This is a genomic window from Nocardia sp. NPDC006044 (assembly GCF_042871115.1).
Taxonomy (GTDB): Bacteria; Actinomycetota; Actinomycetes; order Mycobacteriales; family Mycobacteriaceae; genus Nocardia.
This window is the reverse complement of sequence record NZ_JBIAID010000001.1, coordinates 2834044-2847342: the sequence shown is the minus strand read 5'-3', so window position 1 is coordinate 2847342 and position 13299 is coordinate 2834044. Positions and strand designations below refer to the sequence as shown.

General features: G+C 64.4%; 16 protein-coding genes. 11 read left to right on the top strand and 5 right to left on the bottom strand.

Going from position 1 to position 13299, the window contains the following annotated elements:
- Positions 1-9 precede the first annotated feature (9 nt).
- Positions 10-1050, bottom strand: a complete 1041-nt coding sequence (locus ACFYO1_RS13225) for a hypothetical protein (protein WP_387230187.1) — start codon at positions 1048-1050, stop codon at positions 10-12.
- A gap of 382 nt (positions 1051-1432) precedes the next feature.
- On the opposite strand from ACFYO1_RS13225, the gene ACFYO1_RS13220 reads away from it, so the two are divergent.
- Together ACFYO1_RS13220 and ACFYO1_RS13215 are read left to right on the top strand one after the other, a co-directional pair.
- Positions 1433-1942 carry an Ltp family lipoprotein gene (locus tag ACFYO1_RS13220; RefSeq protein ID WP_387230185.1) on the top strand — a complete coding sequence of 170 codons (510 nt, stop codon included), beginning with the start codon at positions 1433-1435 and terminating at the stop codon, positions 1940-1942.
- 524 nt (positions 1943-2466) lie between these two features.
- A complete protein-coding gene (locus ACFYO1_RS13215; protein ID WP_387230183.1) occupies positions 2467-2790 on the top strand; it encodes a hypothetical protein in 324 nt (107 codons plus the stop codon).
- Positions 2791-2973: 183 nt separating this feature from the next.
- Here ACFYO1_RS13215 and ACFYO1_RS13210 read toward each other — a convergent pair whose 3' ends face one another.
- Positions 2974-3393, bottom strand: coding sequence for a heme-binding protein (locus tag ACFYO1_RS13210; protein WP_387230182.1), 420 nt, complete (start codon positions 3391-3393; stop codon positions 2974-2976).
- Positions 3394-3491: 98 nt separating this feature from the next.
- On the opposite strand from ACFYO1_RS13210, the gene ACFYO1_RS13205 reads away from it, so the two are divergent.
- The 6 genes from ACFYO1_RS13205 (at position 3492) to ACFYO1_RS13180 (ending at position 8868) form a co-directional block, all read left to right on the top strand.
- Positions 3492-3920 carry a MarR family winged helix-turn-helix transcriptional regulator gene (locus ACFYO1_RS13205; RefSeq protein WP_387230180.1) on the top strand — a complete coding sequence of 143 codons (429 nt, stop codon included), beginning with the start codon at positions 3492-3494 and terminating at the stop codon, positions 3918-3920.
- 158 nt (positions 3921-4078) lie between these two features.
- Positions 4079-4546 (top strand): NUDIX hydrolase, encoded by a 468-nt coding sequence (locus tag ACFYO1_RS13200; RefSeq protein ID WP_387230178.1) that lies wholly within the window; start codon positions 4079-4081, stop codon positions 4544-4546.
- Between the two features lie 90 nt (positions 4547-4636).
- Complete coding sequence (locus ACFYO1_RS13195; RefSeq protein ID WP_387230177.1) at positions 4637-5167, top strand: hypothetical protein; 531 nt, start codon at positions 4637-4639, stop codon at positions 5165-5167.
- A 682-nt stretch (positions 5168-5849) separates the two neighbouring features.
- On the top strand, positions 5850-6521 hold the full coding sequence (locus tag ACFYO1_RS13190; protein ID WP_387230175.1) for a DUF4360 domain-containing protein: 672 nt from the start codon (positions 5850-5852) through the stop codon (positions 6519-6521).
- Between the two features lie 372 nt (positions 6522-6893).
- Complete coding sequence (locus ACFYO1_RS13185) at positions 6894-7898, top strand: M28 family peptidase (protein ID WP_387230174.1); 1005 nt, start codon at positions 6894-6896, stop codon at positions 7896-7898.
- Positions 7899-8379: 481 nt separating this feature from the next.
- Complete coding sequence (locus ACFYO1_RS13180) at positions 8380-8868, top strand: hypothetical protein (RefSeq protein WP_387230172.1); 489 nt, start codon at positions 8380-8382, stop codon at positions 8866-8868.
- 149 nt (positions 8869-9017) lie between these two features.
- On the opposite strand, the gene ACFYO1_RS13175 is transcribed toward ACFYO1_RS13180, so the two are convergent.
- Positions 9018-9971 (bottom strand): NAD(P)-dependent alcohol dehydrogenase, encoded by a 954-nt coding sequence (locus tag ACFYO1_RS13175; protein WP_387230170.1) that lies wholly within the window; start codon positions 9969-9971, stop codon positions 9018-9020.
- A 445-nt stretch (positions 9972-10416) separates the two neighbouring features.
- Between ACFYO1_RS13175 and ACFYO1_RS13170 the strand changes: the two genes are divergently transcribed.
- Positions 10417-10599, top strand: coding sequence for a hypothetical protein (locus ACFYO1_RS13170; protein WP_387230168.1), 183 nt, complete (start codon positions 10417-10419; stop codon positions 10597-10599).
- A 19-nt stretch (positions 10600-10618) separates the two neighbouring features.
- Here ACFYO1_RS13170 and ACFYO1_RS13165 read toward each other — a convergent pair whose 3' ends face one another.
- Positions 10619-10849, bottom strand: coding sequence for a hypothetical protein (locus ACFYO1_RS13165; protein WP_387230166.1), 231 nt, complete (start codon positions 10847-10849; stop codon positions 10619-10621).
- Between the two features lie 87 nt (positions 10850-10936).
- On the opposite strand from ACFYO1_RS13165, the gene ACFYO1_RS13160 reads away from it, so the two are divergent.
- Positions 10937-11341 carry a hypothetical protein gene (locus tag ACFYO1_RS13160; protein WP_387230164.1) on the top strand — a complete coding sequence of 135 codons (405 nt, stop codon included), beginning with the start codon at positions 10937-10939 and terminating at the stop codon, positions 11339-11341.
- A 194-nt stretch (positions 11342-11535) separates the two neighbouring features.
- On the top strand, positions 11536-12087 hold the full coding sequence (locus ACFYO1_RS13155) for a CAP family protein (protein ID WP_387230162.1): 552 nt from the start codon (positions 11536-11538) through the stop codon (positions 12085-12087).
- A gap of 224 nt (positions 12088-12311) precedes the next feature.
- Here the strand turns inward: ACFYO1_RS13155 and ACFYO1_RS13150 are convergent, their stop codons facing one another.
- On the bottom strand, positions 12312-12797 hold the full coding sequence (locus ACFYO1_RS13150) for a YybH family protein (RefSeq protein WP_387230160.1): 486 nt from the start codon (positions 12795-12797) through the stop codon (positions 12312-12314).
- Positions 12798-13299 lie beyond the last annotated feature (502 nt).

The window sequence follows — 13299 nt, the reverse complement described above, 5'->3', positions numbered from 1 at the left end:
TCCCCCTGGTTACGCCAACCCGGCCAGGGTCAGGACATGCGCGGTCCGGGCCGCTGTGGTGACGGCCTGCAAGTTGTCGGCCAGATCGACCTGTTCCAGGTCGGAGGCGAACACCAGAAATCCGTCGGCGACGGCGAATGCCCAGTCGGTCGGTTCGAGGCGGCGGCATACCTGGATCAGCAACGCACGCAGCCGGTCGTCGGACAGTCGTGTCCGGTCGAGGTAATCGGCGAGTTCGTAGAGTTCTGCGGCATCTTCGCGCGCAACGACGATTTCGTGGTATTCGGCGTCGGCGAGGAGAGCGGCGACGCCTTCGTCGCCCTCCTCCATCGGGAACATCAGCACAGGGGGCAGGATGTTGAATTGCCCCGGTGAATAGGACAGCACAACGCACGCGGGTGTGACCGGCGGGGGGTCGGCCGCCACGGCTGCCGGAATCGCCTCGACAAGCCGGTCGACGAAGGCGCGTTCGATGTCTTCGAGAGTTCTGCCTGGGGGCAGCGCGCGGTAGGCGACCTCCGGGCCTCGCATCACCAGGCTGATCTCATCGTTGCCGTCGTAGGTGACCTGAATCTGTATCGGTTCGCCATTCGAATATTCCTCGTCGACCCGCGTAAGACGTCCGGCCGTGTAGTGGAATCGGGACAGTCCGCTGCCACCTGTCGCGCGACACTGCGATACGGCCAACCGGCCCTCGTTGTTGTAGGCGAAACTTTCGAACCGGATGGCCGATTTATCCGGGGAATCGGTATAGAGCGCCAGTTCTTCGGTGCCGAGCCCACCATGGGTGAAGAACGTCTCGTAGTGCTGTCCCCCGATCGACGCGGCGCAGCGTTCCACCCATATCCGGCCGGTGTCGTCCTGCCCATACCAGCAGGTGGCGCCCTCGTCGCTGGTCAGGCGTTCACCGACCGCAAACCGGTTGACCAGGAAATGGAGCGGGTCGACCGAGTACGCCGTGCCGGAGTAGGGAACCCACTGCGTAACCTGAGCTTCGGCCGCCTGCTTGCGCGCAGAGTATTGATTGCTGAGCCAGGACATGTCGGACACCGGCCCATCGTGCCATGCCACCCGACCTCGACGAACCGGACAGGGTTGAGCGGTCAGGACGCCGGCAATCGGGGAGCGCCAAAGCGCCCGTTGCCATTCCGATCACTGACACTGCCACCAGAACAGTTTGCTGACAGCACTTCTCAACGCCTTCATAACGAGTTGAGTGCGTTCGGCTGGCTCACCGCCCGGGGCTGCCCGATCGGCCTGAACCTCCGGGGTTTACCGGGGTAGGTCGTTCGAATGACTGTGGTGGGGGCGCGTCATCCATAGGCTTCTTGTTGTTGTCGTCCTGTGGTGGTCCCCAGTCCGTTCCGCTGGAGTTGCCTCGAATCATTTGCGGACGGCGACCCCGGCGTAATAAGCAGAGCAGGAGTACCAGATGACCATGCCGTTTCCCGTCCCGCAGCCAAGCTACCTGTCGCCCGCGGACGCGCCGGGGAAGCAGAAGAAGTGGGTGTGGCTGGTCGGCACCCCGGTACTGGCTCTCGCCCTGGCGGCACCCATATGGAGCGGCACTCTGGCAGCGGCCGAGGCCGCTCAGCCGGATATCGCGGCACCCGTATCAACCCTCCCGGTCGAATTCTCACCGGCCGAGCTGGACATCACCTCCAGCCAGCGCAACGCCATCCGGTCTGCCCAGCAGTACCTCGCCTACTCTGCCTTCTCCCGTAGCGGTCTGATCCACCAGCTCGAGTACGAAGGTTTCTCCACCGCAGACGCTACGTTCGCAGTGGACAGCTTGAATGTGGACTGGAACGAGCAGGCGGCGAAGAGCGCCAAGCAGTATCTCGAGTACATCTCGTTCTCTCGGTCCGGACTGATCGATCAGCTGGTGTACGAGGGCTTCACGCGCGCCCAGGCCGAGTACGGAGTCAATGCCGCCTACTGACAACCTCTTTCGGCGGTAGGCGCGCACACCACACCCCTCCGAGCTCCTCGTCCCGGGCTCGGCAACCCGCGGACATGCCGCGATCCGGACGTTCGGCCCGGCTGCGATCGGCTCGGTTGCTGGTCGATTGATCACGAGGAACTGGTGTAGGTATCCGTCGAGAGGTCACCTACACCAGTTCCTCGTGATCAGTTGTCCAGCAGCGCATTTCGGGACGCGCTCTGCCGAACGTACGCCAATGCCGAATATGTGGCGCGCTGGGTCCACTTTTCGAAGCTCAGCTGGAGGTGCCGATGTAGAGATACTTTGGGTCTGGTGCCACCGCTACTCGCGCTGGATACTGGAAGGTTACGCGGGTGCTATCCGCCGCAGGCTCGATGTGCGGGTCACGCTTCGGCGATCCTATGCATGACGGGTGGCGCTAGGCCGAAGGGGTGAGGACGGTGGAATACGCCCCGGAAGCCGGGTTTGCTCGCCAGGCTTCTACGAATAATAGGGCGCCAATACCGGATATAGAGGTGACCATGCAAAACATCTGGGGAAACCCGGGGTTTGCCACGATCGCGAGCGCAGCCTGCTTTGCAGTTGCACTTGCGGTCGCCGCACCTGAGTCGGCGGCCGCGCCGTCGGCCACCAAGGAAGTGCAGATCGTGTGCGGCAAGCATCTGTACAACGGCGACGCCTGGTATGGAAATTGCTCGCCAAACTACCTCGAAATCACGTATTCGATGTTCTGGGATGGCAATGTGCCGCGTTGCGCGGGCCTTGGCCCCTGGGAGGACCGCGACCTCGGCCTGGCCGGTGCGCCAGACGGTGTCGACTACGACAACATCCACGTCGGATGCTGAAACGCGGATGCGGCTGATCGCGCCGACTGAATCGGCCAACGCACGCAACAGGGTTCACCGCAAATGTCGCATGACAACCGCTCGACCCCGTTAGCTGCCGGGTTCCAGTTTGTGTAAACTCGTTACGTGCCGTAATCCATTGGCGGGCAGTGGGATACGGCACGAGAACGGTTCCGCTGCTCGTTAACCGGACGCCGGTGCCGGCGTGAGACCGAGTGCGGCGTCGGCAATCTCGTCGTCCTGCGCGGGGGTGCTTCCGCTGATCGAGAGCGCGCCGACGATTACGCCGTCGCGGCGGATCAGTCGAGAACCCGCGCCGGCGATGATGGGCGCCCCGGCTATCTGATCTATCTGTGCGAACACGGTAGGCCAGGCCTGCTGCATCTTGGCCAGGTCAGGGCCGTCGCGATGGAACAGCACGCAGCTCGAGGCCTTGGCCGGTGCGACCCGAGCCGACAACGGCGATGCTCCGTCCATGCGTTCGAGAACCCGCACATGCCCGCCGGCGTCGACGATCGCAACGGTGATCGACACACCGAGCAGTTCGGCATGCTCACGCACGCGGAGGCTGATATCGCGTGCTTCGTTCAGGGTGAGTGACATCTCTCGACCTTCCGATATTGCTTGGTCAGACCAAGCTTGGTGCACCCAAGAGTATCGCAATTACTGGGGCCAACCAAGGAATTGGCTAGGATCCGTTCATGGAGATCGAGGCCCCCACCCGACTGCGCGGCAAACTTAGTTGGTTGATGAACAAGGCTTCGGTGAAGGCCCATCAGCTCGTGGGGGAAGCCATGGCCACGGCCGACGCCCGCGCCTATCACTTCGCCATCCTCGCCGCGGTCGAGGAGTTCGGCCCGAGCAGTCAGGTGCTCATCGGCCAGCGATGTGGAATCGACCAGAGCGACATGCATGCCATGCTCGCCGAACTCGCGCGCCAAGGCCATGTAGAACGCGCGGCCGACCCGACGGACCGCCGCCGCAACCTGATCACCCTCACCGAACGCGGGCGACACCGGCTCGATGAGTTGGACGCGGCACTGAACACGGTGCAGGACAACCTGTTCAAGGCACTATCGCCGGCAGATCGAGACACCCTCGCCGCGCTGTTGACCCGCGTCCTGTCCTAGGCGCCGGGCGTGGCCTCCGTCGATCAGCCGACCGACACAAGGCGTTGCCCTTATGCACAACGTGCCGCTGATCGCGACCAGCGGGGCCCCGACGTGTAGCGCAGGCAGGAAGTTCCTGCCTAGCAGAGCGATCCGGGCCTCGCGTTAGGCTGCGCCGGGTGAGTTTCAGATTGGCGGCTTACGCCGTCTGCCTCGAAGAGGACCGTGTGCTGCTTGCTCGTCATGTCGCCGGGAACGGCGAAACCACCTGGACGCTTCCGGGTGGTGGGGTCGAGCACGGGGAGGATCCTTTCGATGCGGTAACCCGGGAGCTTTGCGAGGAGACTGGCTACAACGGGGTCGTCGAACGTCTATTGGGCGTGGATTCGAGGGTGATTCCCGCAGCCGTCGCCCGTGCGGGTTCCGAACATCAGAACGTTGGAATCTTCTATCTCGTTCGCGTCATCAGCGGAAGCCTCAGAGCCGAATCGAATGGGGCCACCGTCGAGCCGACCTGGACTGCGACTACCCAGGTGGTGCACCTGCGCCGGTCGTCGCTTGTCGATACGGGCCTGACTCTGGCACAGACGTTTCCGCCAACCGGTCATGTGCCACCCACGCCGGTCGGCGGATTGATCCAGCACTGATCCGCCTCGCTCGATGCGGAGCTTCGCGGGCGGGCTCACTGAAGTTGCCTGCTGCCCCTGCCCTGCTCCCGCGCCTTCCAACACGCGCTCATGGCGACGAGCGGATATCCTATCGGCGTGACAGCATCGGCTGACGCATTCGGTCCCGAGGTTTTGTTCACCGCGTTGATGGACCAAGGCGTGCAGTTCCACTACATCGGTTTCATTACACATGAGGCGGCACAACGCTACAACCGCCGTCACCGGGGCCAAGCACCACGACCACAGGGTCTTTCGCACGGCGACAATCTGATCCGACTGGCCTTTGCCCTGCGATCGGTCGGTGCATCTGGCCGCACCGGGACCGGGGAGCTGGCTCCGTTCACCGGCCATGGCTCCGATGTCGCCCGCACTACTGAGATCTTCGAGACGCGGCACGGAACCATCCACATCACCACGTATCCCAGCAACGAGGATCGGGCTCTTCCTGGGTCGCTCAGCAACCAGGTACGGGTCGTCATCTCCATTCCGACCGCGCGGCTGCGCGGCTACATCGCGTCCGGACGATTCGATGATCTCGGTCAACTCCTGGAGATTGTCCAGCTGCTCGACACTCACAACCGATCAGATTCGCCGAGTTAAGGAACCGGATCGGTCCCGCAGAGCGGCCTGCACAGAACCGAACATCCATAGATGCCATATCCCGGGAGTTGGTCGACCTTCCAAACCGGTTGGCTGACATCGCTTCCCGGCACTCGCCCATGCCGAATTCAGTGCGTCGATGTACGGGCATACGTGGGCGGCATCGGGCTAGCATGACGCGCGTGTGGCTCGAGAAGTACGTGATCGTGCCTACTGTCCGCCGGAGGTCTACCAGTCGATTGCCGCGCAACCGACCGTGACGACGGGGCCGGATGGACGGGGTTACTTTACGGCTGAATCGGTTTCGCGTTGTCGATGATCTGCGTTTTTACATGCTGGGCAGAGCTTCGTCGAGATCTTCGGGCGGGGAAGGCACTGCGCTGCCGCGACCCGCGCGATGGCCGGTCGTGGCATATTGCCGATTACGTGATGGTTCGTACGCATCACACGAAACGTCGGCGCGCGTGTCGGGTGACTCGGGAGCTACGGCGAGGCCGGGGACGGCGTGCGGTGTCAATTCGCTTGGTGGCCGCCCGAATTCGAACTCGCCGACCAGTGCAATCGATCGTGATGTCCGGCCAGATTGTTCGCCGAGAGGTTTCTCAATGCTCCCCACTTCCGCTGGGGATTCCGGGCGGGCGTCAAAGCTTACAGTGAGGGTAAACCCATTACTCTGCCCATTGTGAGGGAATTCATGTATAAGAAACTTGCCGTCCTCAGTGCTGCCGTATTCGCAATCGCGACACCGATATCGGGTTCACTGGCTTCTGGTGCGCCGATACCGGATCGGGCCGTGCCCGCGCCGCCGGACAAGGTTGCCATCGACGTCGTGACGGTCAATGGATCCGGTTGTCCGCAGGGAACCGCGGCGGTTGAGGTCCTGCCCGACAACACGGCTTTTACGGTCACCACCAGTCGGTACACCGCACGGGTAGGCGTGGGCGCCAGGCCGTACGACTTCCGCAAGAACTGTCAGCTCAACCTGAGAGTTCATGTCCCGCAAGGGTTCACCTACGGGATTGCGCAGGCGGACTACCGTGGCTTCGCGCATCTGGAACAGGGCGCGACCGCAATGGAGGCGGCGAGGTACTACTTCCAGGGCGACTCGTCGACCGACTTCGCCGACCACAACTTCAAGGGTCCGCTCAATGACGCTTGGCAGGCGACGGACAAACCCGAGGCCGGGGAGATCGTTTACCTGCCCTGCGGAGAAAATCGAAATTTCAACATAAATACGCAGTTGCGAGTCTATGCGGGCACCTCGGATCCGACAGAGACCACCAGCTCTATTACGATGAATTCCCCGGACGGCAGCGTCAATACCACTTATCACTTTGCTTGGAAGAAGTGCTGATTCCAGGCTGTCGAACACTCCGGGCCGCTCGGAACCTCCCTTCCGACGCAGGATCACGGCGAGCCGATTGGCGGCGGCGAGCGTATATCGCAGAACAGGTATATACGGCTCCTATCCGCAGCGGGTGGACCAGCCAGTTCGGTTCAGGCATCAGCCGATCGGGCCAAACCCGATCAAACTGGAAGACCGTTGGGTGAGGAGCTTGCCTTCCAGATTGCCTGCTGGACAGAGCTTCCAACGCGCGCCCATGCCGATGTGCGTCCGATTCAGTCAAGATTCGATCTTGACCGCCGAAGGCAGATTTTCGAGCTGACGCGTGGGTGATGGATTGCGCCGGGAACGGGCGGCGGTCGTCGTGCCTACACTGCGGACATGGCTGAGGACGTAGGACCCGCCGACCCCGCCCGGCTGCGGCATGACGTCGAGGTGCTCGCCGCCGGGCCGCGCAGTCGCCGGCACGCGCCGGAGGCGATGATTCTGGCAGAGGAGTACGTGGCGGGTGAACTGGCCGGCGCCGGCTGGCAGGTGCACCGGGAGCCGTTCACCACCCGCTGGACGGTCGGCTGCACGGACCGGCACGGAAACCGGGCTCTGCCCCTGAAGGTGCGAGTCCACCCGCGACTGACCGGCGCGAACCTGCGCGCCGAACTGCCGGGCGCCGCCCCCGGGCCGACCGTGGTGATCGGCGCCCATCTGGACACCGTGTACGGCTCGCCGGGCGCCGACGACAACGCCTCGGGCGTTGCCGTCGTCCTCGAGGTGGCCCGGCTGCTCGCGCCCCGGCCCGAGCGGCCTGCGGTGACCCTGATGGTCTTCGACCACGAGGAGGTCGGCCTGGTCGGCGCCCGCGCGGCCGCCCGTACACCGACCCGCTCGCGGCCCGTCGCGGGCATGGTCTGCCTGGAGTCCGTCGGCTACTTCGCCGACGCGCCGGGAACCCAGCGGCTGCCGAAGGGCGCGGGGCTGGCCTTCGGCCCGGCGGTCGCACAGGTACAGCAGGCCGGGCACCGCGGCGACTTCACGCTGGTGGTGCACCGGCGCTCCTCGCAGCGCGCGGCCGAACTCTGGCGCGCAGCGGCAGCACGGGCCGATCCCGCGCTCCCGGCCGTGCTGCTGCGCGACCCCCGCCCGGACGGACCGCTGGGCGCGGCGATCGGCCTCGCCGTCCCGGCCCTCGGTCACCTGGGCCGCAGCGACCACGCGGCGTTCTGGAACCGGCGGATCCCGGCGCTGATGCTCACGGGCACAGCCAACTTCCGCAACGCGCACTACCACCGGGCGTCGGACGTGCCGGAGACGCTGGACTACGGTCGGCTCGCGACGGTGGCAACGGCCACGGCACGCCTCGGGGCGGCAGGCGACGCGTTCCCGGGCTGAACACCGGCCGGGTGTCAGTAGTCGAAGGTTCGGCCGACGCACCATCATGCGGATTCCCGCGTGGTCAACACAACTGAAGCCCTTGGCCGGCAGAATCTTTCAGCGACAGGGCCGAATAGCATGGCGCCGTGCGCCCGCAATGGATCATCGACCTCCATGAGGACTTCCCCGGCTCGACGAGTTGGACGCGGCACTGAATACGTTCCAGGACAACCTCTTCAAGAAACGATCGCCGGCGGATCGAGACACCCTCGCCGCGCTGTCGACCCGAGTCCTGATCTACGCGCCGCGCGAGCACACCCATTGCCGACGTGCGCGCAGGCGGAACCGGGGTGATCATTGGGGATGCGGGAATACGAGGGACTCAGGGCAAACTGTCGCGGTCCTATTTCCCGCAGTGGGGAGGAATCTCGTAGTGTCCCAATACTTGCCACTGATCGGAGTTCTCGTCGGTGGAGTGCTCACGTTCGCGGGCGGATTCGTGGCCGAGCTCGTGCGATGGAAACGAACCCAGGCGGTCCGGTGGGACGAGCGGCGCCAGACGGTGTACGCGGAGTACGCCTCGGCGGTCAAAGCGGAAACGATCCTGTACCTGAAAATCGCGAATGCCAAGGGTGTGTACCCGGGTCAAAACACCGGCACTACAGAACTTTCCGAGCTGTTCACCCTACTGGCCGCGGCCGAACACACCCGCACCGAGCGCTTCGCGATCGTCCAACTGATCGGCGCGCCTCGAGTGATCGACGCCGCTCGGGAGTGGCAATCCTCGGTTTGGCGAATCGGAGCGATACTCGCTCCTGACTCTGCCGGAGGATCGTCACGCTTCGAGGAGCTGTACGACGCTGCGGTCAACGCCCGATACGAGTTCTACAGACAAGCCAGGGCGGACCTCGGGGTGTCGAGCGACCTGACACCGCCGATTCCGCTTGCAGACTGGACCGCGCACTGGTCGGTGAACGAAACGAGCTGACGTACGCACCTTCATGCCGCCCGGCGCGCGTTGAACGGGCCGTCCAGATCGTCTGGCTGACAGAGCTTTCGACACACTGGAGTGCCGAATATCTTGCGCGCCAACGGATTGATCGAAGCGACCATTCCTGAAGGAGGGGCGACGGCCAATCAGCGGATCTGGACCACCACTTTGCCGAGGGCACACCCCGTACCCACGTAAGCAAGCGCTTTCGCGGTCTCGTCGAGCGAGAAGGTGCGGTCGACGTGGATCCCGATCTGTCCTGCGACGCACGCCTCTGCGAGGGGCGTGAAGTGCTCGGGCCCTTCCTTCACCGCGAGGACTCCGAGTGAACGCCCGGTGACCAGTCCGGCGAGCACGCCGACCGTCGTCATCCGCAGCAGCGCGCCTGTGCTGCCGCCGACGCAGCGGTACCGGCCGCCGCGGGCGACCGACCTGCGGTAGGCGAAGACCGACCGGTGGGCGACGAGGTCGAGTACTCGGTCGTATGGTCCGGTGCGGGTGAAGTTCTCGACGCGATAGTCGATTACCTCGTCGGCGCCGAGCGTGCGCATGAACGCCAGCTTGTCGGCGTTGTCGACCGCGGTCACATGTGCCCCGGCGTGCTTGGCCAACTGGATCGCGAACGCTCCCGATCCACCGCCCGCTCCGTTGATCAACACCGACATTCCGGCAGCGATATCGGCCGTACCCTGTAGGGCGATCGCTCCGGCTTGGGGCAGGGTCGACGCTTCGGCGAAGCTCAGCGACGCCGGTTTGCGGGCCAGCGCCGATTCGGGAGCCACCGCATATTCCGCGAATCCGCCCTTGAGCATCAGATTGTCGCCGTAGACCTCGTCACCGGGCGCGAACAGGGTGACCTCGGAGCCGACGGCTTCGACCCGTCCGGCGATATCGGATCCGAGAACCGGGCGGCCGGGAGACCGGAGTCCGCCGAGGCGCGAATACAGCGGCGTCCCCCGCAGCGTCTCCCAGTCGGAGAGGTTGATCGACGTCGCATGCACCTGGACCAGTACCTGTTTCGGCGCCGGCGACGGCGTTGGAATATCCGCGATCGACAACACCTCGGGGCCGCCGTAGCGGTCGTACACGACGGCCCTCATGCGATACCGGCGCGGGAGATCGAGTGAAAGCCTGGCACGTGCCAAAGTTTAGTCAGCGGGCTGCTGCGCGGCCCGGCGAACTGTGCACCGGGTTTCTGGGCGAGTGAGAACCATTGCAACACAGCGCATCTCATGTCCGCAGCAGAGGGTGACCTAGAAAGTCGTGTAGTGCCGACGAGCCGTGCATCGCAGGCCCTGTCGCGCACAGTGATCAACCTCCCGATTGCCCGGCGATTGTGGCGGAATCCTCGGTTATTCCCGTCTGGTGCGCGTTGAACGGGCCGTCCAGATCGTCTGGCCTACAGAGCCTTTCAACGCGCTGCAGTGCCGACTATGACGATTGATCGACGCGTAGATTATGACTCGACCTCGGAACAGCCGAGAACCTCGGAGTATATCAGCGAAAACTGTTGTGGCGCGGGCATGTTCGCCGGATGATCGACAGGTGAGCACAAAGGGAGGGGCCGCCACGCTGGCGGACCTGTCGTGGCTACGGCGATCGCGCAGCGTGAGTTTCGTGACGCAACTGCTGGTCAGCCTGCCGCTGGTGGTGGTGACGGTACTGCTGCTGGGTGGCTCGACCGGAAGTCGGGGTGGCCGCAGTGGATCCTTCCGGCGTTCTGGCTGATCTGGTGCGTGATCGCCCGCTACCGGCCCCGGGTGCGGCTCGTCTCGCGGATGCGCACACCGACAGCCGAGGAAGCCGCGCTGCTCACACCCGCGTGGACCACGGTCGCGCACGCGGCCGGAGTGGACAGCGCGAAGTATTCGTTGGTGGTCGGCGACGCGCCGAGAACGGGTGTGATTTCCAGCCCGCGCGCGAAGATCATCTTGAACAGCAAGGATTTGATCGAACCGGCACCTCGTGACCTGCCCATGCAGTGCGCCTGGGGACTGGGACTGAACCTGGTCGGCCCGTCATACCCCGTCGGTTGCCGGCCCTGTATCGCACGCCCGCTGCGGTCGTGACGGGGTCGGCCGCCGCGGTGGTGGCGGTGCTGGTAATCGCGGTCACGGCCGTGAGAGCTCGTGACAAGACCGATCCGAAGGACATGCCCAACGCGTTCTTTGTGGGCGCGCAGATCCTGGGGTACGGGGCCATCGCCGGGGCGGCGCTGCTCGTGGGCGGTCTGCCGAGTGCCGTGTTGATCACGATGGCGTGTGTCCTGGACGCCTACGGGAAGGAGTGCCTCGGGCTGTACGCTGCCATCGTCGCCGACCGCGTCACGGTCTGCCTCGGCTACGGCCGGGAACTGGGTGACTACCTGGCAGCACATCCTGAGCAGGATCGCTTCCGGCGATCCTTGCCATGGTGCCGCGGCCGCCTTTGGTACCTGGATCGCCGAATGTCTACCGAGACAGTCGAATAACTGACCCGCCACCGGGGGGGCGTTCGGTAACTGTCCAGATTCGTTGGTGGCCATCGGTTCCAACGCGCGCAAATGCTGAGTTGCGGACAACTCCGAGGCAAGGGTGCGATGATCGCGAGACTGAAATCGCCTCAACTGTTCGACAATCCGAACCCCGGTGCGGCAACGATTGCCGCTGAGACGAGGAGCGTGCGATGTTCACGATCACGAGGGCCGGCCGTCGCCGATTCGACCGGGTCATGGTGTCCACGGCGATGGCGGCGGTGGCACTGACCTGTTCGAGCGTCTATGCGACCACGGCAGCCGCACAGAGCGGTTGCGCAACCGAAGCTTTGCGGGAACACAACGCCAAACGGGCCTCGCACAATACGCCGGCGTTGGCGCTGAACCAGACGTTGACGAACGTGGCGCAGGACTGGGCGAACACCGTGGCGCACAACGGACAACTTTCGCACAAACCCAACAACCAATACGGCGAGAACCTCTTCGGGAGCCCCGCTACGACGGTGACGTGTACGGATGCTGTCGACGCTTGGTACGCCGAGATCAAGAACTACGATTACAACAATCCCGGATACTCCGGCGCAACAGGGCATTTCACCCAAGTGGTCTGGAAGAACACCCAGCGGATAGGGGTCGGGCTCGCGAGGGGTGCTAACAGCTGGACGTACGTGGTGGTCGAATACGACCCACCCGGAAACTACCAAGGGCAGTTCCCCACCAACGTACTGCGGCCGCTCGGGTAATCCGCCCGCCGCGAAGGAACCGTCGACGGCGTGCGCTGTACACCACAACCGACCAAGCAACCGTTCGCACATGCCCGTTGAAGGAGGGCGGCTCGGCCAAGCCGCCCTAGGCACGGACGCACCCCTATGCCGCATGGCGCGCGGTCGGCGCGCTCATGCGGCACTGTCGGAAGATCAACGGGCCGAGATCATCTCGGCTCGCCGAACGCACCATATTGTCGATTTCATGGATCATCTCGATCCGGACCTGGCAACGAGTCCATCAGGACTGCAAGGGTTTTCCCATCCAGGATGACTGACGAGGTGTGGTCCCATACGATCCGCCAGCCCGTGCCCGCACGCCGCCATGTCAGTGAACTGGTTGCGCGCAAGCCGGTCTCGGTGCCGTCGGCGGATACCAGCCGCGCGATGAAGACCAACCGCGAAGCGGCGAGATCTCCAGACACCAGCGCATGCGGGCCCTCGGCGAGCCGATGGTCCGCCGCCACCAGCTGGTCGAAGACCGGCTCCCACTGCGCCCGGTATTCCTCGGCACTGCGGGCCACCCGATGCTGGGGGTCGGCGTCGTCGTAGAGCAGGACATCCTCGGCTGCCCAGTCGTAGAACTCGCCCTGGATTTCGCGGAAGTCGAACGGCGGATCACCCTGCTTGCGGTCCCAGCCCCACAGCCACCGCACATGGGCCGCCGCCACGGTTCCCGCGGCAGTCATAACGTGGACTCCCGCATGGATCCGCGCCCGACCAGCCGCACCATTCGCTCTTCTATTCGTCTCATCCATCGATGATCGGCAGCGAACAGCTCGACTACCAGGGCGCAAGCCTCCTGGCACTGGCGCACCTACCCACGGTCCCCCAACCAGCCAACACGCCAGGGCGAGCTCCTGCCCACCGCGAGCGGTCATCGCCGCCCGTTGCACAGCAGTCGATCTCAGCAACATCCGCATCTGCGGCGTTTCGCGCGTTTGCCATCCAAAACCGTTGCGCGACGCGGGCCGCCAACGCACTGGGATGCCGATGAGCGAGTGTGTCGGCGAGTTGGCGAATCGCCGCGCATCCGGGATCCGATCCTGACACCCAGAGTCTTACTGGCCGAATAAAGGCTGTCGGCGAACGATCCCGCAGTGCTCACCGAGGTTAGCTCCGGGTGTCGTAGCTCTGATGTCCCGGGCGTTCGCAGTCTTCAGCATCCATCTTCGCCTCCCGGCGTGCCTT